Origin of the sequence: Vibrio sp. 11-4(1) (genome assembly GCF_013048625.1) — a bacterium.
Lineage (GTDB): Bacteria > Pseudomonadota > Gammaproteobacteria > Enterobacterales > Vibrionaceae > Vibrio > Vibrio diabolicus.
The window spans coordinates 42,046-62,888 of sequence record NZ_VHSY01000013.1 but is presented as its reverse complement, the minus strand read 5'-3'; the positions used below and the strand labels follow the sequence as shown (position 1 = coordinate 62,888).

General features: G+C 45.1%; 19 protein-coding genes and 1 other RNA gene. 11 read left to right on the top strand and 9 right to left on the bottom strand.

Going from position 1 to position 20,843, the window contains the following annotated elements:
* Positions 1–121 precede the first annotated feature (121 nt).
* Positions 122–2,116: a transketolase gene (gene tkt, locus FKN16_RS20915; protein WP_005393956.1), complete on the top strand. Its 1,995-nt coding sequence runs from the start codon at positions 122–124 to the stop codon at positions 2,114–2,116.
* A 93-nt stretch (positions 2,117–2,209) separates the two neighbouring features.
* Here tkt and FKN16_RS20910 read toward each other — a convergent pair whose 3' ends face one another.
* Positions 2,210–3,103: a LysR family transcriptional regulator gene (locus tag FKN16_RS20910; RefSeq protein WP_006743086.1), complete on the bottom strand. Its 894-nt coding sequence runs from the start codon at positions 3,101–3,103 to the stop codon at positions 2,210–2,212.
* 140 nt (positions 3,104–3,243) lie between these two features.
* Here FKN16_RS20910 and FKN16_RS20905 point away from each other — a divergent pair, with 140 nt between their 5' ends.
* The 5 genes from FKN16_RS20905 (at position 3,244) to mscS (ending at position 10,217) form a co-directional block, all read left to right on the top strand.
* Complete coding sequence (locus FKN16_RS20905; RefSeq protein WP_005393952.1) at positions 3,244–5,202, top strand: ligand-gated channel protein; 1,959 nt, start codon at positions 3,244–3,246, stop codon at positions 5,200–5,202.
* A 131-nt stretch (positions 5,203–5,333) separates the two neighbouring features.
* Positions 5,334–6,371 (top strand): erythrose-4-phosphate dehydrogenase, encoded by a 1,038-nt coding sequence (gene epd / locus FKN16_RS20900; RefSeq protein ID WP_006743084.1) that lies wholly within the window; start codon positions 5,334–5,336, stop codon positions 6,369–6,371.
* A gap of 153 nt (positions 6,372–6,524) precedes the next feature.
* Positions 6,525–7,685, top strand: a complete 1,161-nt coding sequence (locus FKN16_RS20895; protein ID WP_005393948.1) for a phosphoglycerate kinase — start codon at positions 6,525–6,527, stop codon at positions 7,683–7,685.
* A gap of 154 nt (positions 7,686–7,839) precedes the next feature.
* Positions 7,840–8,916 (top strand): class II fructose-bisphosphate aldolase, encoded by a 1,077-nt coding sequence (gene fbaA / locus FKN16_RS20890; protein ID WP_005393947.1) that lies wholly within the window; start codon positions 7,840–7,842, stop codon positions 8,914–8,916.
* Between the two features lie 434 nt (positions 8,917–9,350).
* Positions 9,351–10,217 carry a small-conductance mechanosensitive channel MscS gene (gene mscS / locus FKN16_RS20885; protein ID WP_005393946.1) on the top strand — a complete coding sequence of 289 codons (867 nt, stop codon included), beginning with the start codon at positions 9,351–9,353 and terminating at the stop codon, positions 10,215–10,217.
* A 46-nt stretch (positions 10,218–10,263) separates the two neighbouring features.
* Here mscS and FKN16_RS20880 read toward each other — a convergent pair whose 3' ends face one another.
* Together FKN16_RS20880 and FKN16_RS20875 are read right to left on the bottom strand one after the other, a co-directional pair.
* A complete protein-coding gene (locus FKN16_RS20880) occupies positions 10,264–10,746 on the bottom strand; it encodes a YbaK/EbsC family protein (RefSeq protein WP_161444047.1) in 483 nt (160 codons plus the stop codon).
* Between the two features lie 19 nt (positions 10,747–10,765).
* Positions 10,766–11,395 carry a LysE/ArgO family amino acid transporter gene (locus tag FKN16_RS20875; protein WP_065646102.1) on the bottom strand — a complete coding sequence of 210 codons (630 nt, stop codon included), beginning with the start codon at positions 11,393–11,395 and terminating at the stop codon, positions 10,766–10,768.
* A gap of 146 nt (positions 11,396–11,541) precedes the next feature.
* Between FKN16_RS20875 and FKN16_RS20870 the strand changes: the two genes are divergently transcribed.
* Positions 11,542–12,438, top strand: coding sequence for a LysR family transcriptional regulator ArgP (locus tag FKN16_RS20870; protein ID WP_170903477.1), 897 nt, complete (start codon positions 11,542–11,544; stop codon positions 12,436–12,438).
* A 227-nt stretch (positions 12,439–12,665) separates the two neighbouring features.
* Positions 12,666–13,358 (top strand): oxidative stress defense protein, encoded by a 693-nt coding sequence (locus FKN16_RS20865; RefSeq protein WP_005393939.1) that lies wholly within the window; start codon positions 12,666–12,668, stop codon positions 13,356–13,358.
* A 60-nt stretch (positions 13,359–13,418) separates the two neighbouring features.
* Here FKN16_RS20865 and serA read toward each other — a convergent pair whose 3' ends face one another.
* The 5 genes from serA to FKN16_RS20840 form a co-directional block, all read right to left on the bottom strand.
* Positions 13,419–14,651: a phosphoglycerate dehydrogenase gene (gene serA / locus FKN16_RS20860; protein ID WP_005393937.1), complete on the bottom strand. Its 1,233-nt coding sequence runs from the start codon at positions 14,649–14,651 to the stop codon at positions 13,419–13,421.
* Between the two features lie 273 nt (positions 14,652–14,924).
* Complete coding sequence (gene rpiA, locus FKN16_RS20855) at positions 14,925–15,581, bottom strand: ribose-5-phosphate isomerase RpiA (protein ID WP_005380982.1); 657 nt, start codon at positions 15,579–15,581, stop codon at positions 14,925–14,927.
* 53 nt (positions 15,582–15,634) lie between these two features.
* Positions 15,635–16,234, bottom strand: a complete 600-nt coding sequence (locus FKN16_RS20850; RefSeq protein WP_170903476.1) for a 5-formyltetrahydrofolate cyclo-ligase — start codon at positions 16,232–16,234, stop codon at positions 15,635–15,637.
* Positions 16,235–16,239: 5 nt separating this feature from the next.
* Positions 16,240–16,424: non-coding RNA, 6S RNA (gene ssrS, locus FKN16_RS20845), on the bottom strand.
* Between the two features lie 8 nt (positions 16,425–16,432).
* Positions 16,433–16,741, bottom strand: a complete 309-nt coding sequence (locus FKN16_RS20840) for a cell division protein ZapA (protein ID WP_005393932.1) — start codon at positions 16,739–16,741, stop codon at positions 16,433–16,435.
* A 249-nt stretch (positions 16,742–16,990) separates the two neighbouring features.
* Here FKN16_RS20840 and FKN16_RS20835 point away from each other — a divergent pair, with 249 nt between their 5' ends.
* Genes FKN16_RS20835 through FKN16_RS20825 form a run of 3 tightly spaced genes read left to right on the top strand, consistent with a single transcriptional unit; the run spans position 16,991 to position 20,011 of the window.
* Positions 16,991–17,569 (top strand): YecA family protein, encoded by a 579-nt coding sequence (locus FKN16_RS20835; RefSeq protein WP_170903475.1) that lies wholly within the window; start codon positions 16,991–16,993, stop codon positions 17,567–17,569.
* A 23-nt stretch (positions 17,570–17,592) separates the two neighbouring features.
* Positions 17,593–18,771 (top strand): 2-octaprenyl-6-methoxyphenyl hydroxylase, encoded by a 1,179-nt coding sequence (gene ubiH / locus FKN16_RS20830; RefSeq protein WP_104974798.1) that lies wholly within the window; start codon positions 17,593–17,595, stop codon positions 18,769–18,771.
* 31 nt (positions 18,772–18,802) lie between these two features.
* Entirely contained in the window at positions 18,803–20,011 is a 1,209-nt protein-coding gene (locus tag FKN16_RS20825; protein ID WP_170903474.1) for an FAD-dependent 2-octaprenylphenol hydroxylase, read from the top strand.
* Between the two features lie 65 nt (positions 20,012–20,076).
* Here FKN16_RS20825 and FKN16_RS20820 read toward each other — a convergent pair whose 3' ends face one another.
* Complete coding sequence (locus FKN16_RS20820; protein ID WP_005380970.1) at positions 20,077–20,283, bottom strand: DUF1107 domain-containing protein; 207 nt, start codon at positions 20,281–20,283, stop codon at positions 20,077–20,079.
* Between the last annotated feature and the right edge of the window lie 560 nt (positions 20,284–20,843).

The following is a 20,843-nucleotide window of genomic DNA, read 5'->3' as shown; positions in this document are numbered from 1 at the left end:
ATTTGGCGCGAAAGGTGCAATATTTGTGAGGTTTTGGACTGGAAAACGTTTGCACACCCAACAGGGCTTTGAGAGAATTATGACCTACTTTTCGTTTCGCTTAATGTACTCAGGAGCAGACATGTCGTCTCGTAAACATCTTGCCAATGCAATTCGTGCTCTAAGCATGGATGGTGTTCAACAAGCTAACTCAGGCCACCCAGGCGCACCAATGGGTATGGCTGATATCGCTGAAGTTCTTTGGCGCTCTCACCTAAACCACAACCCATCAAACCCAGAGTGGGCCGACCGCGACCGCTTCGTGCTATCAAACGGTCACGGCTCAATGCTTATTTACTCTCTACTGCACTTAAGCGGTTATGAGCTATCTATTGACGATCTGAAAAACTTCCGTCAATTGCACTCAAAAACCCCAGGTCACCCAGAGTACGGCTACGCGCCTGGTATCGAGACAACAACGGGTCCTCTTGGCCAAGGCATCACTAATGCTGTTGGTATGGCTATCGCAGAGAAAGCACTAGCGGCACAGTTCAACAAAGAAGGTCACGACATCGTTGACCACTTTACGTATGTGTTCATGGGTGACGGCTGTCTAATGGAAGGCATCTCGCACGAAGCATGCTCTCTAGCAGGTACGCTAGGTCTAGGCAAACTGATCGCGTTTTGGGATGACAACGGCATTTCTATCGACGGTCACGTTGAAGGTTGGTTCTCTGACGATACACCTAAGCGTTTCGAAGCTTACGGCTGGCACGTAATCCCAGCGGTAGATGGTCACGATCCAGAAGCAATCAACGCAGCGATTGAAGCGGCTAAAGCGGATCCTCGCCCGACTCTAATCTGTACTAAAACAATTATCGGTTTCGGTTCTCCTAACAAGTCTGGTTCGCACGACTGTCACGGTGCGCCATTAGGTCACGATGAGATTCAAGCGGCTCGCGAATACCTAGGTTGGGAGTACGGTCCATTTGAAATCCCTGCAGATGTTTACGCTGAGTGGGATGCAAAAGAAGCAGGTGCAGCGAAAGAAGCGGCTTGGAATGAAAAGTTCGAAGCATACGCAGCAGCTTACCCTGCAGAAGCAGCAGAGCTTAAACGTCGTCTAAACGGCGAACTTCCTGCGGAATGGGAAGAAAAAGCGAACCAAATCATTGCTGATCTTCAAGCAAACCCAGCGAACATTGCATCACGTAAAGCATCGCAAAATGCACTAGAAGCGTTTGGTCAAATGCTTCCTGAATTCATGGGCGGCTCTGCTGACCTAGCGCCTTCTAACCTGACCATGTGGTCTGGTTCTAAGTCTCTAGAAACGGATGACTTCTCTGGCAACTACATCCACTACGGTGTACGTGAATTCGGTATGACTGCTATCATCAACGGTATCGCATTGCACGGTGGTTTCGTTCCTTACGGTGCGACATTCCTAATGTTTATGGAATACGCGCGTAACGCAATGCGTATGGCTGCGCTGATGAAAATTCAGAACATCCAAGTGTACACGCACGATTCGATCGGTCTTGGCGAAGATGGCCCAACTCACCAACCTGTTGAGCAAATGGCATCTCTACGCGTAACGCCAAACATGAGCACATGGCGTCCATGTGACCAGGTTGAGTCTGCCGTAGCATGGAAACTAGCGATTGAACGTAAAGATGCACCAACAGCACTTATCTTCTCTCGTCAAAACTTAGCGCAACAAGATCGTACAGCTGAGCAAGTAGCGAACATCGCGAAAGGTGCATACATCCTGAAAGATTGCGAAGGCAAGCCAGAGCTTATCCTTATCGCAACAGGCTCTGAAGTTGAGCTAGCAGTAGAAGCTGCGACTCAACTAACAGCAGAAGGTAAGAAAGTACGCGTGGTTTCAATGCCATCAACAGATGCATTCGACAAACAAGACGCCGCTTACCGTGAAGCAGTATTGCCATCAGACGTAACGGCACGCATCGCTATCGAAGCAGGTATTGCTGACTTCTGGTACAAGTACGTTGGTTTCGATGGTCGCATCATCGGTATGACGACATTTGGTGAATCTGCACCTGCTGGTCAACTATTCGAGATGTTTGGCTTCACGACTGAAAACGTAGTGAACACAGCAAAAGAATTGCTAGCGTAACTGCTAGATTGTCTCAATAGTCCGAACGTAAAGGACGACTGTTAGATACTAAAGTTGGAAAGGCCATCATTGCGATGGCCTTTTTGTTTTTTGTCAGGTTTTCCAACCTTGTGGAATGCTTTGGTGAATACAGTCTAAAAGTACGGATAAGCGCAGTGGTGGTCTTCCTGCAGGCGTATAGCAGTTAATGGAGATGGGCTCTGAAAGCCAACCTTCTAAGCAAGGTGTGATTCGACCCGGATGATGTTTCTCGTAGCCGCTTGCTGTCCAAGTTGGCAGCAGTCCTATACCATGACCATTCGCGATGCTGTCGATCTGCATTGCGATGTTGTCGCTGTATAAGCGACTCACAAATGGCTCTAAAAAGAACTCACCGTGTTGAGGGTGTGTGAGCATCAATCCATTTTCTTGTACCGAGCCAAAATCGATCCACGGATGCGCTTCAAGCTCTTTGGGGTGCAGGATCGAACCGTGTTGTTCAAGATAAGCTGGAGAGGCAAAGGGCGTGTAACGAAATGAGCCTAATACCTCTTTGCGCCAATCGAGATCTTTACGCTCACCGAGCCAGATGAACAAATCTGGGTCATGGTGCGCTTCAGAAAAGTCACTGGTAAGCTGAACCCTAACATCAGGATTATCGGCAAGAAAACCGTTGAGCACACCACCTAGCCAACTTCTAACTAATGCTGTGTGACAAACAATATGCAGCGGCCCTGAAACTTGGTTTGTTAAACCTTGAAGCGCGTCATAACTCTCTTCACTTAGCTCAAGAATCTGGCGACTGTAGTGGGCAAAAATTTCTCCCGCTCTTGTCAGAACTAATCGGTTACCTTGTCTTGCGGTGAGAGCCTGACCGAAATCTTCTTCTAATTGTGCTAAGCGACGACTCAGCGTTGATTTAGGCTGGTTAAGGGCCTTGGCAGCGGCGGTCAAACTCTTATGCTGATTGAGCGCATCAAAGGCTCTAATTGATGCTAAGTCGTGCATATTTCATTTACTCCTTACTGCGTTATGCACGGGTTCCATAAATGGGAAGAACCGTTCCATAACTCTCACTATGCATCTCATTCTATTTGTGAATAATTCACTTTCGAAAATAATAATCATTATCAATTATGGAGATGTAGATGTCTACTCTTAGACTGCCAGTTATTACTGCAACTGGTATTTTAGCCTTCGTCAGTGTCCCTCATGTGTTTGCCAATGATGCGGTTTCTAAAATGGAAACAGTGGTTGTAACTGCATCAAGTTATGAGCAATCTCAAGCGGACGCGCCTGCAAGTATTAGTGTGATTTCGCGTGAGGAGTTGGACTCTCGTTATTACCGCGATGTGACTGATGCACTAAAAAGTGTGCCTGGTGTCGTCGTAACAGGTGGTGGTGACACTACCGATATCAGTATCCGTGGTATGGGTTCTAAATACACTTTGATACTGGTCGATGGTAAACGTCAAAGCACACGTGAAACTCGCCCAAATAGTGACGGCCCTGGTATCGAACAAGGCTGGTTACCCCCTCTTCAAGCGATTGAGCGAATTGAAGTTATCCGTGGTCCAATGTCGACGCTTTATGGCTCTGATGCGATTGGTGGTGTAATTAACGTGATCACGCGAAAAGACGCGATGGAGTGGACAGGTAATGTTCAGCTAGGCACGGTTCTGCAAGAAAACAGTCGCTCGGGCGGAGAGCAGAGCGCGAATTTCTTCGTCAATGGGCCGCTAGCCGAAAATCTATCTCTCCAAGTATACGGTCAGTATACCGCAAGAGAAGAAGACGATATTGAATACGGTTATGAAGATAAAGATATGCAAAGTATCTCTTCAAAACTGACCTACCAGATTAATGACCGCCATTCTGTGCAGCTAGAGGGTGGCACATCGGCACAAAGTCGTCGCGGTAACGTTGGCCTTTCCGTACCAACGACGGGTTGCCGAAGAGGTTGTGAGGATTCACTCAACGAATATCGTCGTAATTATGTAACGCTAAGTCACAATGGCGACTGGGACTCGGTTGGCATCTCAGATACTTACTTACAACGTGAAGAGAGCGAAAACAAATCTCGCGAGATGACGATCACCAACACCACATTCAAGTCGAGCTTGGTGACTGGAATTGGAAACCATACGCTGACGACCGGTGTGGATGCTACTCATGCCGAGCTTGAGGATTTCACCTCCAACAAAGCGTCATCGAAGACCGAAACATCGAATACGCAGTGGGCTGTTTTCATTGAAGATGAATGGAGAATCGCCGATCCGTTTAGCGTTACGCTTGGTGGTCGTCTAGATCATGACGAAAACTATGGCGCGCACTTTAGTCCGCGTGTCTATGGTGTATGGCGAGTTGACCCGTCTTGGACTGTGAAAGGCGGTGTGGCAACAGGTTTCCGTTCTCCGCAATTACGTGAAATTACTCCTGGTTGGGCGCAAGTCAGTGGCGGCGGTAATATCTACGGTAACCCAGACCTTGACCCTGAAACGTCGCTAAACAAAGAAATCAGTGTCTTGTATCAAGGTGACTCTGGTTTAGATGTCTCTTTGACTGCGTTCCATAATGAGTTCAAAGACAAGATCACACGTGTTGTTTGTCCAGATACCATCTGTACAGATGGACCAAACCAATGGGGGGCAGATCCAACGTACCGCATTAACGTGGACGAAGCGGTCACACAAGGTATTGAAGCGACCTTAGCATCGCCATTAACGGAAACCATTTACCTCAGCTCTAGCTACACATTTACCGACTCAGAGCAAAAAACAGGTGAATACAAAGGCATGCCGCTGCAGCAGTTACCAAAGCATTTGTTTAATGTGGATGTAACTTGGCAAACAACAACAGATCTAGAAAGCTGGGCTAAAGTCACTTACCGAGGTAAAGAAATGGATCCGGTTACTGGCCCATCAAGAAACAGTATTGTAGAGCCTGCTTATACCTTTGTGGACGCTGGTGTGACATACCAGTTAACCGACAATACTCGTATTAAAGGCGCGATCTATAACTTGCTGGATGAGGAAATCAGTTACGAAGAATACGGATATGTCGAAGATGGTCGTCGCTACTGGTTAGGTTTAGACGTCGCATTTTAATTATTGTTGTAATAAGGCCGAGCATTGTCTCGGCCTTTTTTAATCCTGCTTTACTATGATTCAACAGGTGCGTTTTTCAGCCTGATCAGGTAGTATCTGTGACACGAAATTTTTGGTAGGGCGAAGGATAAATGCTAAAGGTTGCGATCAATGGATTTGGACGTATAGGTCGTAATGTTCTGCGAGCCGTATATGAAAGCGGAAAACATCAGCAGATCAAGGTTGTGGCGGTTAACGAATTAGCGCAGCCAGAAGCGATGGCGCACCTACTGCAATATGACACTAGTCATGGTCGCTTCGGTAAAAAAATCTCCCACGACCAAGAACACTTGCATGTTCATCATGACAGCGGCGAATATGACTCTATTCGCATTCTTCACCTCTCTGAACTCGAACTACTTCCTTGGCGCGATTTAGAAGTCGATATTGTCTTGGATTGCACTGGCGTGTTTGGTTCGCAAGCCGATGGGCAAGCGCATATAGAAGCTGGCGCGAAGAAAGTGCTGTTTTCACACCCGGGCGCAAACGACATAGATAATACGATTATCTATGGTGTGAACCACGAAACTCTGAAAGACGAGCACCGTGTTGTCTCCAATGGCTCTTGTACTACCAACTGTATCGTTCCCATCATTAAAGTGTTAGACGAAGCCTTCGGTATTGAGTCCGGTACCATTACCACGATTCACTCTTCCATGAACGATCAGCAAGTAATCGATGCGTACCATAACGATCTACGCCGTACCCGCGCTGCTAGCCAATCTATTATTCCGGTTGACACCAAGTTGCATAAGGGGATTGAAAGAATCTTCCCGAAATTTTCCAACAAATTCGAAGCAATTTCTGTTCGTGTCCCAACCGTTAACGTCACCGCAATGGATTTAAGTGTCACAATTAATACAAATGTGAAAGTTAATGACGTAAATCAAACCATTGTTAACGCATCTCAGTGTACATTACGTAACATTGTTGACTATACTGAATCGCCACTCGTTTCCATCGACTTTAACCACGACCCCCATAGTGCGATTGTAGATGGAAGCCAGACTAGAGTGAGTAACGGGCAACTCGTAAAAATGCTCGTTTGGTGCGACAACGAATGGGGCTTTGCTAACCGGATGCTGGATACTGCCTTAGCAATGCAAGCTTCTTCTCAAGTGGAGCAGTAATGACGAAGAAGTGATGGAGAATTTTTATTTCAAGCCTTGAAATAAATCCATGATATCTCCATATCATCTATAACCAGTTTGAAGAATTAACAGGCTTGGCAGGGTTGCCGAGTTTTCAAAAACTTTAATTATCAATATTTGAGAGGACACATCATGTCTGTAATCAAGATGACTGACCTGGATCTTGCAGGTAAACGTGTATTTATCCGTGCTGACCTAAACGTGCCAGTAAAAGACGGTAAAGTAACTTCAGATGCACGTATCATCGCATCTCTTCCAACTATTAAGCACTGCCTAGAAGCAGGCGCTAAAGTAATGGTTACGTCTCACCTAGGTCGCCCAACTGAAGGTGAATACGCTGAAGAGTTCTCTCTACAACCAGTTGTTAACTACCTAAACGACGCACTAGATTGTGAAGTTAAGCTAGCAAAAGACTACCTAGATGGACTAGAGCTAAACGCTGGTGAACTTGTTGTTCTAGAAAACGTTCGCTTTAACAAAGGCGAAAAGAAAAACGACGAAGAGCTATCTAAGAAATACGCAGCACTATGTGACGTATTCGTAATGGATGCATTCGGTACGGCTCACCGCGCTCAAGCGTCAACTCATGGTGTTGGTATGCACGCACCTATCGCTTGTGCTGGCCCTCTTCTAGCAAACGAGCTTGAAGCGCTAGGTAAAGCAATGGACAACCCAGCTCGTCCAATGGTTGCTATCGTAGGTGGTTCAAAAGTTTCTACTAAGCTAACTGTACTTGAGTCTCTATCTAAAATCGCTGACCAACTAGTTGTTGGTGGTGGTATTGCTAACACATTTATCGCAGCTGCTGGCCACAACGTTGGTAAGTCTCTATACGAAGCGGATCTAGTAGACACTGCTAAGAAGCTAATGGATGAGTGTGCAATTCCAGTAGCAACTGACGTTGCATGTGCGAAAGCATTCGACGAAAACGCAGAAGCAGAAATTAAACACGTTTCTGAAGTACAAGACGACGACATGATCTTCGACCTTGGCCCAGATTCAACAGCTGAACTAGCAGAAATCCTTAAGAACGCGAAGACTATCCTATGGAATGGTCCAGTAGGCGTATTCGAATTCAAGAACTTCGAAGCAGGTACTAAAGGTATCTCAGAAGCTATCGCAGCATCTGAAGGCTTCTCTGTTGCAGGTGGTGGTGACACGCTAGCAGCTATCGACAAGTTCGGTATCAAAGCTGACGTTTCTTACATCTCTACAGGTGGCGGCGCTTTCCTTGAGTTCGTAGAAGGTAAAGTTCTTCCAGCAGTAGAAATGCTAGAAGCACGCGCTAAGTAATTAAAGCAAAGCGGGGGAGTGATTCTCCCGCTTTCTTGTTTGCTGCAACGTGTGAGGAACTCTGCTAGAATAGCCTCAGTTGTGAGCAAACGTTTGCAAGATTTTCAACTTAACAAGTTTTGTTTAAAAACGACAGATAAATAGGATTACATCCATGTCTAAGATCTTCGACTTCGTAAAACCAGGTGTTATCTCTGGCGATGACGTTCAGAAAGTATTTGAAGTTGCAAAAGAAAACAGCTTTGCACTTCCAGCAGTAAACTGTGTGGGTACTGACTCTGTAAACGCAGTACTTGAAGCAGCTGCAAAAGTTAAAGCTCCAGTTATCGTTCAATTCTCTAACGGTGGTGCTGCTTTCTTTGCTGGTAAAGGTCTAAAACTTGAAGGTCAAGAGGCTCAAATCCTAGGTGCTGTTGCTGGTGCGAAATACGTTCACGCTGTAGCTGAAGCTTACGGTGTACCAGTAATCCTACACACTGACCACGCTGCTAAGAAACTACTTCCTTGGATCGACGGTCTACTAGACGCTGGTGAAGAGTACTTCGCTCAAACTGGTAAGCCTCTGTTCTCTTCTCACATGATCGACCTTTCTGAAGAGTCTCTAGAAGAGAACATCGAGATTTCTGCTAAGTACCTAGAGCGCATGGCTAAAATGAACATGACTCTAGAAATCGAACTAGGTTGTACTGGTGGTGAAGAAGACGGCGTTGACAACTCTGATATGGATGCGTCTGAGCTATACACTTCTCCAGAAGACGTTGCATACGCATACGAGAAACTAAGCGCAATCAGCCACCGTTTCACTATCGCAGCATCTTTCGGTAACGTACACGGCGTGTACAAGCCAGGTAACGTTGTTCTAACTCCAACTATCCTACGTGATTCTCAAGCGCACGTTTCTGAGAAATTCGGTCTTCCAGCGAACTCTCTAAACTTCGTATTCCACGGTGGTTCAGGTTCTTCTCTAGAAGAAATCCGTGAGTCTATCGGTTACGGTGTTATCAAAATGAACATCGATACTGATACACAGTGGGCAACTTGGGATGGTATCCGTAAGTTCGAAGCTGAAAACCACGATTACCTACAAGGCCAAATCGGTAACCCAACTGGTGAAGATGCACCAAACAAGAAGTACTACGATCCACGCGTATGGCTACGTGCTGGTCAAGCTTCAATGGTAGCTCGTCTAGAGCAAGCATTTGCTGACCTAAACGCAGTTGACGTACTATAATCGTTACTGATTAAGTTACTTAAAAACCCGCTTTTTGAGCGGGTTTTTTTATGTCTATCATTTTGCCCCTATGTTTCTTTCCCTGCTTTCCTATTGATATCTTTATGCGTCAGGTTGTATTTTATGGTGGGATGTTCCCCCTTTAACGTTTTTAAATAAAAACATAGGAATATCAGTCATAGGAGTGGCGAAATAAGAGTGCATTGCGTAACCTGTAACAAGCCAATATCAGAAAACTCTGATAAAGTCTTGTTTTGCATATCTTTGCGAAACTCTGACTTTGAAAAAAGTCAAAGTTGGGATATTGTGCCAAAAATCTGACACTGTTCAGTGGGGCAATAGGGATGTTGTTTTAGAAAAGAGCCTTTAAAAAACAAGGTTCATAAATTAACGGCAATTGGATTTATATATCTTTATTTTTGAGGATAAGAATTATGGCAGGTGAATCGGTGGGTATCGATACCACTTTAACGGATGGTCTAACTCAGGCTGAAACTTGGCTGACAAACAACTCAGATCTACTGGTTCAGTACGGTGTGAACATTATCTCTGCGCTGCTTATTCTGTTTATCGGTAATATTATCGTTAAAGCAGTCGCTGGTAGTGTTTCTAAAGTACTAGAAAAGAAAAACATGGATAAGGCTGTCGTTGAATTTATTCACGGTCTTGTTCGTTACTTGCTATTTGTAATCGTACTTATCGCCGCTCTTGGTCGATTAGGCGTTCAAACCGCTTCAGTCGTGGCTGTAATCGGTGCGGCAGGTCTTGCTGTTGGTCTTGCGCTACAAGGTTCACTATCAAACTTTGCAGCTGGTGTACTCATTGTTGCGTTCCGTCCATTCAAATCTGGCGACTACGTAGAAATTGGCGGTGTAGCGGGTAGTGTTGAAGCAATTCAAATCTTCCAAACTGTTCTAAAAACACCAGACAACAAGATGGTTGTTGTGCCTAACTCGTCAGTAATCGGTGGTGCAATTACTAACTACTCTCGTCATGCAACGCGACGTGTCGACTTAGTGATTGGTGTGTCATACAAAGCGGATCTTAAACTAACGAAGAAAGTAATTCGCGAGACGCTAGAAAAAGATCCGCGTATCTTGAAAGATCCTGATATCACAATCGGTGTACTTACACTGGCAGACTCTTCAGTAAACTTTGTGGTTCGCCCATGGGTGAAAACTGCAGATTACTGGGGCGTATACTTTGATGCAATGCAAGGTATTAAAGAAGCACTGGATGAAAATGGTATCGAAATTCCATTCCCACAAATGGATGTTCATCTGAACAAAATCGACGCTTAATACAAGCGGTAGATATTCGAAAGCGAGGCCAATTGGCCTCGCTTTTTTATATCTCATAAAGAATGTGATTACCGGCAAGCAATAGACGTTTTAGATGTTTACCGGCAAAGCCAAAGGTGAATTCAGGCAACCCTGGCGTATAGAGCAACTCTTCGTGTAGATACAGGGTTGTATCTACAATGAGCGTGACATATTCAGGTAAGCCAATCGGACATACCGCTCCAGGCAAACAACCTAACACTTCGACCATTTCACCGTCGTCACAAATTGATGGGCGTTTACCTGTGACGGCTTTTATTTGTTTGGCATCGAGGCGAGAGTCTTTTTCTGTTAGATAAATTGCGTAGCCTTGTCCTTTAAGTTTTAAGAAGAGGCTTTTGGTGTGCGTGCCTGTCCATCCAAGCTCGGACGCAATTCTTATATCCGTGTCAAAGTCTAAGATGGCTTCATGCTGCCATTCCCGAAAAGGAATAGAGAGCGCGTTGAGTCGCTCTCTATTGATATCATAGATACGCTTTAGTGACTCCATGTCTATGTTGTCCTGTTGATTACCAGTACTTTTCAATAAGTTCGCTAGCTAAAATATACGCTATCGTGAACATCATTACTGCGACCGCGATGTCGATGCCTTTTTTCACTCTTGGCTTTGATAGGGTAGGGCCTAGTTTTGCGGCTCCTATCGACAAGGTATAGAACCAAACAAAGGAAGCCATCATCGTACCTAGTGCAAAAGCAATTCGGTCATGGCCTTCAAACTGCCCACCAATAGAGCCCAGAATAACGACTGTATCTAAGTACAAATGTGGGTTAAGTACAGTGACGGCTAACGCGCCTAATATGACCGTTCGACGACCACGAGCGACGACTTCACCTTTTGATTCTGAGTCACTGTCTGACTTAAACGCGCTCTTAAGTGACAGTAATCCATAAAAGCTCAGGAAGGCAATACCACCAAGGGTCACCGATGTTAGTAAGATTTCATTTTGAGACAAAATCGCACCACCACCAAAGATACCTAGAGAAATGAAGATCATATCTAGGATGCTACAAATAGTGGCAGTCGTCAGGTGATGATTGCGCTTTATGCCTTGATTTAAGACATACGCATTTTGTGCGCCGATTGGAATGATCATTGATGCCCCTAAACCAAACCCTTGCAATAGAACCCACAAGCTCACACTTCACCTCACTTCAAAATAACCAATAAATTCTCAGAAGAGTGAAAGATAAAGAGTTTATCTAAATAAGTATAATTAATGATTTTAATATTATATTAGCTAGGCTAATTTAAGGGTTGATGTTTTATCAGGAGAGGAAGAGCAGGATGAGAGGGTTGGACTATAAATGGATTGAGGCATTAGATGCAGTGGTTTATCAGGGGAGCTTTGAGCGTGCAGCCGAACATTTATTTGTCTCGCAATCAGCAATTTCTCAACGTATTAAACAATTAGAGAAGTTTCTCGCACAACCCGTTTTGGTTCGTAGTCAACCACCCAAGCCAACGCCGATTGGTAAAAAGTTATTAGGCCTTTATCGTCGAGTGCGCTTACTCGAGCATGAAATTCTGCCCGAACTCAAGAATGATACCAGTACTCGACCTGTACAACTCTCTTTGGCGACCAATGCTGATAGCCTTGCTACTTGGCTACTGCCTGCACTGCAAGATGTCATGAAGCAGCGTCAGGTTGAACTCAAACTCACTATCTATGGTGAATCTCGTTCCATCGAAAAGCTAAAAAGTGGCGAAGTGACGGGGGCGATCAGCTTAGAATCCCAGCCGATACCTGGCTGTAGAGCGGATTACTTGGGACGTGTTGATTACGTTTGTGTCGCGAGTCCGGAGTTTTATCAGCGTTACTTTGCTCAAGGCGTCAATAACCAGACTTTGGCCAAGGCGCCGGCCGTTTCGTATGATCAATATGATGACCTACATAAAACCTTTCTTACCGAGCATTTCAATGTCAGCCCTGATAGCGTCATTCACCATAACATCAGCAGCTCTGAAGCGTTTCTAAAAGTGGCGTTAGCTGGTGTAGCCTATTGCTTAATCCCTCGTTTGCAAATTACCGACGAGCTAGAGCGTGGCGCGTTGGTTGATGTTACTCCCGATTTTTTAATGTCCCATCGGATTTATTGGCATCATTGGCAACTGGAAACGGGGGTTCTACAAGAAATCTCACACGCGATAGTCGGGTATGCTCAGCGACACTTACCTCAATAAGTTCATTGTCGCAGCGATGGGTTCATTGCCGACAGAGTGTTTCGTTGAAAAATTACGCCAATGTTACATAGTCAAAGTTGTGTTAGAAGTCATTCTGAGTGCTTGGATAATCGACAGAAGTTTCTATTATGAAACCATACACTTTCTCAGTAGTGATAGTTTTGTCTGAATCTTGAGCCTTTCTGCTGAGAGTAAGTACTTTATTTTTGTATGGATGGATTTATTGAATGAGACTGTATTCATTTTTGCTGGCTTCTGCACTCAGCCTTACCAGTGCTTCAGTGTTGGCGAACTCGCCTGAATTTGCTCACGTAACGACGACAGGTTATGGTGAAGTTATTGCTACACCAGATATGGCGACGTTTTCTGTGAAAGTGGTAGATACGACAATGACTGCTGAACAGGCCAAGCAGTCAGTTGACAAAACCGTTGAGCAATTTCTGAAAAATCTGTCCGATGCTGGCTTATCAAAAGACAATGTTACCAGCTCGAATTTATACCTTGCGCCTCAATACCACTACCCTAAATCAGGCAAAGCAGAGCTCGTTGGTTATCGCGCTTCTCGTAGCATTGATGTGACGGTTACGGATCTAAAAAACCTAAACCAGTACCTAGATATGGCGTTAGAAGCAGGGATTAATCAGGTTGATAATATTCAACTTAAGGTAAGCAACCAGGCTGAGTATCAGCAAAAGGCACGCATGGCGGCTATCCAAGATGCGCGAGAAAAAGCAGCGTCACTGGCTACTGGCTTTGAGAAAAAATTGGGTGATGTCTGGCAGATCAATTACAGACAGATGCACGTTCAGCCAGTTCTAATGCGCTCGATGGCGATGGACAGTAAAGAAGGGGCAAACAGCTACCAAGATTCTACCATGATTATTCGCGATCAAGTTGACGTGATTTACAAGCTGAAGTAATACTGGGTGCAAAAAGAAAAGGCAGGGTATTCCCTGCCTTTGTTATTTCTGCTTCACAAATTAGTGAAGGATACGAGCACGGATAGTGCCTTCAATACTTTTCAGTTTCGCTAGCGCTTCTTCTGAGCGCTCGGTTTCAACATCGATCACTACGTAGCCGATTTCAGCGGCTGTTTGTAGGTACTGTGCGGCAATGTTAATGCCGTCTTCCGCGAAGATGGTGTTGATCTGAGTAAGAATACCAGGACGGTTTTTATGGATGTGAAGCAAGCGAGAGCATTCACCACCGTGCTCTGGCAGTGACACCTCTGGGAAGTTTACACTTGAAAGCGTAGAGCCGTTGTCAGAGTACTTCGCCAGTTTTCCTGCGACCTCAACACCGATGTTCTCTTGTGCTTCTTGCGTTGAACCACCAACGTGTGGAGTGAGAATGACATTATCGAACTTCTGCAAAGGAGATTCGAACGGGTCGGCATTCGTTTTCGGTTCTGTTGGGAATACATCAATCGCAGCGCCCGCAATATGACCTGCTTCTAAACTATGGCAAAGCGCTGGAATATCCACGACAGTGCCGCGTGCTGCATTAATAAAGATTGAGCCTGGCTTCATGCGAGCAAACTCAGCTTCACCCATCATATTTTTTGTTTCTGGCGTTTCAGGAACGTGCAGAGAAATTACGTCACACTTGTTTAGTAGTTCACTCATGGTATGTACTTGCGTCGCATTACCAAGGGACAGCTTGTTTTCGATGTCGTAGTAGTAAACGCGCATACCTAAGTTTTCGGCAATAATACCTAGCTGCGTACCAATGTGGCCGTATCCGATAATGCCAAGACGTTTGCCACGTGCTTCGTAAGAGTTGTCAGCACTTTTCTTCCAAATACCGCGATGTGCAAGCGCATTCTTTTCAGGAATGCCACGCAGAAGTAGTAGGATTTGACCAAGTACCAGCTCAGCCACACTGCGTGTGTTAGAGAACGGTGCATTAAACACAGGAATGCCGCGTTTTGCTGCTGCGTCTAGGTTTACTTGGTTAGTACCGATACAAAAACAGCCAATTGCAACCAGTTTATTCGCCGCATTGATTACCTCTTCGGATAGGTTCGTACGGGAGCGAATACCGATGAAGTGCACGTCTTTAACCGCTTCAATCAATTCTTCTTCCGGAAGGGAACCTTTATGGTACTCAATGTTGGTATAACCAGCTGCTTGAAGAACTTCAACTGAAGAAGGGTGGAGTCCCTCTAACAAGAGGATCTTAATCTTTTCTTTTTCCAGTGAAACTTTGGCCATTTTTTCTCGTCCTTAAAATGGAAAGGTGGGCTAATGTGGCGCACATTGGGCAAAACTATTAAAAAGGGGATAATTGATAGTTTTGTAGGAGGACAAACGTTTCCTTGTGCGTCTTCTGTTCAATAAAGTAACAAAAAAAAATTGCTTTGGGTAAGAAAATTACGGAATAAGAGATAATTTTCTTAGAGAAAGGAATAAAAAACGGTGCCTTGCAGCACCGTATGTAATGAAATAACAGAAAAGTGAACCAGATAGGTCGATTTGAGCTGTTATTTATTCTTCAATTTTTGCGCCTTCTGGTGTACCTGTGATTACGACGTCAGCACCACGGTGAGCAAAAAGACCCACAGTCACCACACCCGCGATACCGTTGATCTTGTCTTCCATTTCTTTCGGGTTAGTAATCTGCATGTTGTGTACATCCAAAATTACGTTGCCGTTGTCAGTCACAACGCCTTCACGGTAAGCCGGGTCACCGCCCAGTTTTACTAATTCGCGCGCAACGTAAGAGCGTGCCATTGGGATCACTTCTACAGGTAGTGGGAACTGACCTAGTACGTCAACTGCTTTGGTGCCGTCAACAATACATACAAACTTATCAGAGATTGCTGCGACAATTTTCTCACGAGTCAGAGCCGCGCCGCCGCCTTTGATCATTTCACGTGCTGGGTTAATTTCGTCTGCGCCATCAACATACACATCCAGCTTCATTACGTCGTTACACTCGTATACTTCAATACCAAGCTCTTTAAGGCGCTCAGTTGAAGCGACAGAGCTAGACACTGCACCTTTAATATCGTCTTTGATAGTGCCTAGTGCATCGATGAAGTGATTCACGGTAGAGCCAGTACCAACACCGACAATGCTGCCTTTCTCAACATATTTTAGTGCTGCCCAACCAGCCGCTTTTTTCATTTCATCTTGAGTCATGCCAATCTCCTGAATAGATGTTCGTTAACGTTTGCGGGCGTGATTATAGCGGCTTACTTGCCACTTTCCCATTGCCATATTCGGCTTGGGGTCACGATCTTAGGTAATGGAATGTCCCAGCTTTCAATTGGTAAGCGTTCTACATGTTGGCAGTCGTGAGCGATACCAACAGGCTTGGCACCTTCTCCGGTTATAAACCAATGAGACAGGGTACGGTCATAATACCCTCCGCCCATGCCTAAGCGGTGGCCGATGCTGTCGAATCCAACCAAAGGTGTACAAATGATATCAATTTGACGAACGGGCTTGAGATGGCGGATGTCCAGTTTGGGCTCTAAGATGCCGTATTTGTTGTAGACCAATTGATCATCACTTACGTACAGAAGAAACAGTAACTGACCTTTGGAAAACGGATGGATGACAGGTAGATAAACCGATTTTCCCTGTTGCCACAACCACTCAATGAGCGGCTTGGTATCAAGTTCACCGTCAGCAGAAAGATAAATAGCAATATGCTGCGCTTGCTGGATTTCAGGAAGTTGAGAGAACTGAGTGACAAGGTCGATCCCCGCTTGGAATTGCGTATCGCTACACAATGCGTTGCGCTTTTCACGAATCTGTTTGCGGAAGTCTTGTCGAGAGAGGTCTGACATAGAGAGAATACCCCAGGGTGCCGTTGAGGATTGTGGCCCTTGAACCAGCTGGTTCAAGGCGGATCAGCAATGACAACCGTAGGCTTCTCGGTACATGCCGAGCTTGCTCAATAGCTACCAAATACTAACCCTTAGGTATTGCTTATCGGCTCAGGGACTTAAATCCTGCTGACGCACACCCCAGGGTAAATTTTGTATTTACTGCTGTCCTTGCGTAACTTTGCTTAGTGCGTTCTCAAGAGACGCAGTGAGCTTTTCCATTCGCTCAGTAATTTCTTGCTGTTGACCGTTTGATTCGTATGACTTGGTGTGCAACTCATAACAAATATTCAATGCAGCGAAGGTCAGCAGTTGGATTTCATTGGTTACCTTAGTACGTTCGCTCATTTCTTTCAATCGGCGATCCAGATCTTTTGCCGCTGCAACAAGAGACTCTTCTTGTCCTGTCGGACAATTCACTCGTGTAACTTTGCCTAATATTTCAACGTCGATCGCTTGATTGCTCATGATGAATAAACTCTATATTCGCGCTATCTAAGGTGTTGCTTCATACAACTACCGAGGAGCAAACTATAGGAAAACCGCTATTAAGATTCAAGCATTTCCCATCACAGAAAGAGAAATGATGACGAGATCACACAGGAATTGGGCAAATTGAGCAAATGCTGTTCAAAATTGAATTTGATAGCCGTTTCAGACCACTAACCTTGATGGTAGGATATACCAATACATTATTATGCAAGAATGAGCCAAGTTATGAGTGAAATCACCCTTCCTGAATACCAATCTATTGCTGCTGAACTGCAATCTGCAAGCCTAGCAGTAACACCTGCGGAATTACATGGCTTATTTGTCGGCATGTTAAGTGGTGGATTGGCGATTAATGATCAAACTTGGCAGCCTATTCTGTTTGACTACACCAATGATGGGATGGGGTGGCCTTCTAACGCGCTAGCGTTTGCTCAAAGCGTATTCACCGTTACTGTCAATGAACTCACGGGCACGTCGATGGAGCTGTCTTTATTATTGCCAGATGAGCCGGGAGAAGAAGGCTTATTCACGTTGGCTGACAGCGTGTCCGATTTCGTAAACCATTTTATTTCTGGGTTAGGTCTAGCAGGTGTTGCGCTAAATAAAGCGTCAGATGACGCTAAAGAAGCATTGGCTGACCTAGAAGAGATTGCCAAATTAGGCATTGATGAAGATGACGACCTCGGTGAACAAGCGCAATTGCTAGAACAAGTGATTGAACACATCAAAGCTTGCGTACTAACGATTCATGCTGAGTTTGGTGTTCGCCCTGAAAGTAGCGATAAAAAGCCTACTATTCATTAATCGTAGATGGTCCAGAGGTTAGCATGAAGCAATATGATGTAGTCATTGCTGGTGGTGCCATGGCAGGGGCAACGTTGGCATTAGCGATTGACCATTTGTCTCAGGGAAAGCTCCGCATTGCCGTCGTTGAGCCTTTTAAAGCGCAGTCAGATATGCACCCTGGTTTTGACTCTCGCTCAATCGCATTGTCTTACGGTACTGTCAATCTGTTGCGTCAACTACAGCTCTGGACCTCGATAGAGCCGTTTGTCACACCTATTGAACATATCCACGTTTCTGACCGCTCTCATGCTGGGATGACGGAAATCACCAAGCAAGAGATTGGCGTTGAAGCACTAGGGTATGTTGTCGAATTAGCCGATGTTGGTCGCGTATATCAAGAATTATTAGATAGCAGCGCATCCATAACGCTGTTTTGCCCTGACTCTGTTACCGATATCGAGCGCGAGCAAGACTGTACCCATATTACGTTGAAAAGCGGTGAGCAGCTTGACGCAAAACTGTTGGTGGCAGCCGATGGTGCTGTTTCAACCTGCTGTCAGAAAATTGGTTTAGAGCTTTCTGAGCAAGATTTTGAACAAGTGGCTGTCATTGCCAATATTGTGACTCAAGAACCTCATCAAGGTAGAGCCTTTGAACGTTTTACTGAAAATGGCCCTGTTGCTTTATTGCCAATGAGTGACAATAGAATGTCCTTAGTTTGGTGTCTGCACCCTGAGGAAGCCCAAGCAGTTCTTGAGTTATCTGACCAAGCATTTCTCCAACGTTTACAACAAGATTTTGGCTGGCGTTTGGGCGCGATGAAAAAAGTGGGACGACGTGCGAGTTACCCATTGCTTCTTCGCCATCGAAAGCAAAATATCTCTCATCGTTTTGCGATTGTTGGGAATGCGGCGCAAACGCTGCATCCGATAGCTGGACAAGGTTTTAATCTTGGTATCCGCGACGTTGTCTCGCTAGCAGAAGAAATCGTGCAGCAAAGCGATGATGTTGGTCTTTATCAAGGCTTGATGCGCTTTAGTCAGCGTAGAGAGGCAGATCGAAGCGAAACGATCTGGCTAACCAGTGCCTTAGTGCATATTTTTTCAAATGATTTACCCGCGATGCGAATTGGGCGAAATACAGCCTTAGCAGCGATGGATAACCTTTCTATTTTTAAGCAGCCGCTACTGCGCCATACGCTTGGTTTGGTAAAACGATGAACGGCCGCACTGAATTAGGTAATAAAAAGCAATGATGCAAAGTGTAGATATCGCCATCATCGGCGGAGGGATGGTTGGGTTGGCACTTGCTGCCGCGTTCAAGGACAGTGATCTGCGTGTCGCCGTAATAGAAGGCAAGGTGCCAGATGAGTCGTTGAAAGAGTTACCTGATGTGCGTGTGTCTGCGTTGAGCCGTTCTAGTGAGACTATCTTGCGTAAGCTTGGCGCTTGGCAGGGGATAGAGCAACGCCGAGCTTCACCATACTACGGTATGGAAGTGTGGGAGCAAGATAGCTTCGCTAGTATTGAGTTCAATGCACAAAGCATGGCACAACCTGATTTAGGGCATATTGTTGAGAATCGAGTGATTCAACTCGCACTGCTCGAACAAGTCCAAAAGCTCGATAACGTCACTATGTTTATGCCTGCACGTTGCGCGACCTTAGCGGTGGGCGAACAAGAAAGTTGGTTGACGCTCGACAATGGTCAAGCCATGACGGCTAAGTTAGTGGTCGGAGCCGATGGGGCAAACTCGTGGCTTCGTCATCAAATGGATATTCCGTTAACGCATTGGGATTATGGACATCATGCTCTGGTCGCGAATGTTAAAACCGCTGCTCCGCACAATAGCATTGCACGACAGATTTTTACTCCTCAAGGACCATTGGCGTTTTTGCCAATGTCGCAACCAGATATGTGCTCTATTGTTTGGTCCACTGAGCCAAATCGTGCAGAGCAGCTATTGGCAATGAGTGAGCATGATTTCAACAAAGCATTGACGAGCGAATTTGATACACGACTTGGTCTATGTGAAGTCGTGGGAGAGCGTGCCGCGTTTCCTCTGAAAATGCGTTATGCGCGAGATTTTGTTGTGGAGCGAGTCGCATTGGTTGGCGATGCAGCCCATACCATTCACCCACTAGCGGGGCAAGGTGTGAATTTAGGTTTATTAGATGCAGCCGGCCTCGCTCAAGAGGTGTTAGCGCTATGGAAGCAAGGCCAAGATATTGGCAGCAAACGCAATCTAAGAGGTTATGAGCGTTGGCGCAAAGCGGAAGCAGCAAAGATGATTGCTGCAATGCAAGGATTCCGAGACCTGTTCTCAGGAGAGAATCCTGCTAAGAAGCTGGTTCGTGGCATTGGTTTGAGTTTAGCGGGTCAATTGCCGGGAGCGAAAGATGAGATCATGAAGCGTGCGCTTGGTCTAAAAGGTCATCTGCCGGATCTGGCACGTCAGTAGGTGTAAAGCGAACTTCAAATACACAAAAGGCTGGTTAATCCAGCCTTTGTTTTATCAACGTTTTGCTAAGCATATGCGCATCGGAGTTTCATTATTTCTTGGTTGATCTCTTTGACCGCTCGGAAATGGCGTTGCTCTGCTTTCTCCGGCAGTATTAACTTGCCGTTATCAAACTCGAATCTACCGACCCCGTAAATATAAATTCTTCCTTTAAAAAGACGACTTATATGTTTAGCAATCATACTTGGTGTATAGCGCTTAAACAGTCTCATATTTACTTTCCTTTTATCTAACCTAGCCTAGGTATTCTACGTTTTGGACGCGAAAATTATTGTGACAGCCATAGTATTAAATACAGATGTAGGGTGTTGCGTCAGAGATTTGTGTTGTCTTAGACAATTTGACAGTGTCATCTCTTAAATAGCGTGAGGATTACCCCAAAAAATCACCGTTCAAGGAACCCTTACGACAATACACTCCTTTTTACGTGACGCATTAAGCAATAGTTTTGTTACAGAATTAAGAATAGAACGAAAATGATTGTTTGCTAATTGTTTCTATTAAGGTGGTATCCAACAGAACAAACTTTACGTCCTAACGGTTAGAGAAAGAGGAAGAGAAAAAAGTTCCGTACAAAAAAAAGCCCGCTTCAGCGGGCGAATAGTCACAGATGCATTACACAAAAGTGGACAGCTGACGGTATGAATACTGTCATTCAGTCAGCTGATTCACTTTATGTTGGTTAAGTGCTTGTTTGAAACTTAACCAACAAATTCAGCATATACGAGTTTTATCTTCGTGACTATTTATGTTTTATATGTGATTAAAAATT

Bases quoted from the DNA above. Each gene is read 5' to 3' on its own strand.
- FKN16_RS20870 (WP_170903477.1), top strand. From the start codon at position 11,542: ATGAGAGGGTTGGACTATAAATGGATTGAGGCATTAGATGCAGTGGTT.
- FKN16_RS20905 (WP_005393952.1), top strand. From the start codon at position 3,244: ATGTCTACTCTTAGACTGCCAGTTATTACTGCAACTGGTATTTTAGCC.
- FKN16_RS20910 (WP_006743086.1), bottom strand. From the start codon at position 3,103: ATGCACGACTTAGCATCAATTAGAGCCTTTGATGCGCTCAATCAGCAT.
- FKN16_RS20840 (WP_005393932.1), bottom strand. From the start codon at position 16,741: ATGAGCAATCAAGCGATCGACGTTGAAATATTAGGCAAAGTTACACGA.
- ubiH (WP_104974798.1), top strand. From the start codon at position 17,593: ATGAAGCAATATGATGTAGTCATTGCTGGTGGTGCCATGGCAGGGGCA.
- FKN16_RS20895 (WP_005393948.1), top strand. From the start codon at position 6,525: ATGTCTGTAATCAAGATGACTGACCTGGATCTTGCAGGTAAACGTGTA.
- FKN16_RS20820 (WP_005380970.1), bottom strand. From the start codon at position 20,283: ATGAGACTGTTTAAGCGCTATACACCAAGTATGATTGCTAAACATATA.
- mscS (WP_005393946.1), top strand. From the start codon at position 9,351: ATGGCAGGTGAATCGGTGGGTATCGATACCACTTTAACGGATGGTCTA.
- tkt (WP_005393956.1), top strand. From the start codon at position 122: ATGTCGTCTCGTAAACATCTTGCCAATGCAATTCGTGCTCTAAGCATG.
- FKN16_RS20880 (WP_161444047.1), bottom strand. From the start codon at position 10,746: ATGGAGTCACTAAAGCGTATCTATGATATCAATAGAGAGCGACTCAAC.
- epd (WP_006743084.1), top strand. From the start codon at position 5,334: ATGCTAAAGGTTGCGATCAATGGATTTGGACGTATAGGTCGTAATGTT.
- serA (WP_005393937.1), bottom strand. From the start codon at position 14,651: ATGGCCAAAGTTTCACTGGAAAAAGAAAAGATTAAGATCCTCTTGTTA.
- FKN16_RS20850 (WP_170903476.1), bottom strand. From the start codon at position 16,234: ATGTCAGACCTCTCTCGACAAGACTTCCGCAAACAGATTCGTGAAAAG.
- FKN16_RS20835 (WP_170903475.1), top strand. From the start codon at position 16,991: ATGAGTGAAATCACCCTTCCTGAATACCAATCTATTGCTGCTGAACTG.
- rpiA (WP_005380982.1), bottom strand. From the start codon at position 15,581: ATGACTCAAGATGAAATGAAAAAAGCGGCTGGTTGGGCAGCACTAAAA.
- FKN16_RS20865 (WP_005393939.1), top strand. From the start codon at position 12,666: ATGAGACTGTATTCATTTTTGCTGGCTTCTGCACTCAGCCTTACCAGT.
- FKN16_RS20825 (WP_170903474.1), top strand. From the start codon at position 18,803: ATGATGCAAAGTGTAGATATCGCCATCATCGGCGGAGGGATGGTTGGG.
- fbaA (WP_005393947.1), top strand. From the start codon at position 7,840: ATGTCTAAGATCTTCGACTTCGTAAAACCAGGTGTTATCTCTGGCGAT.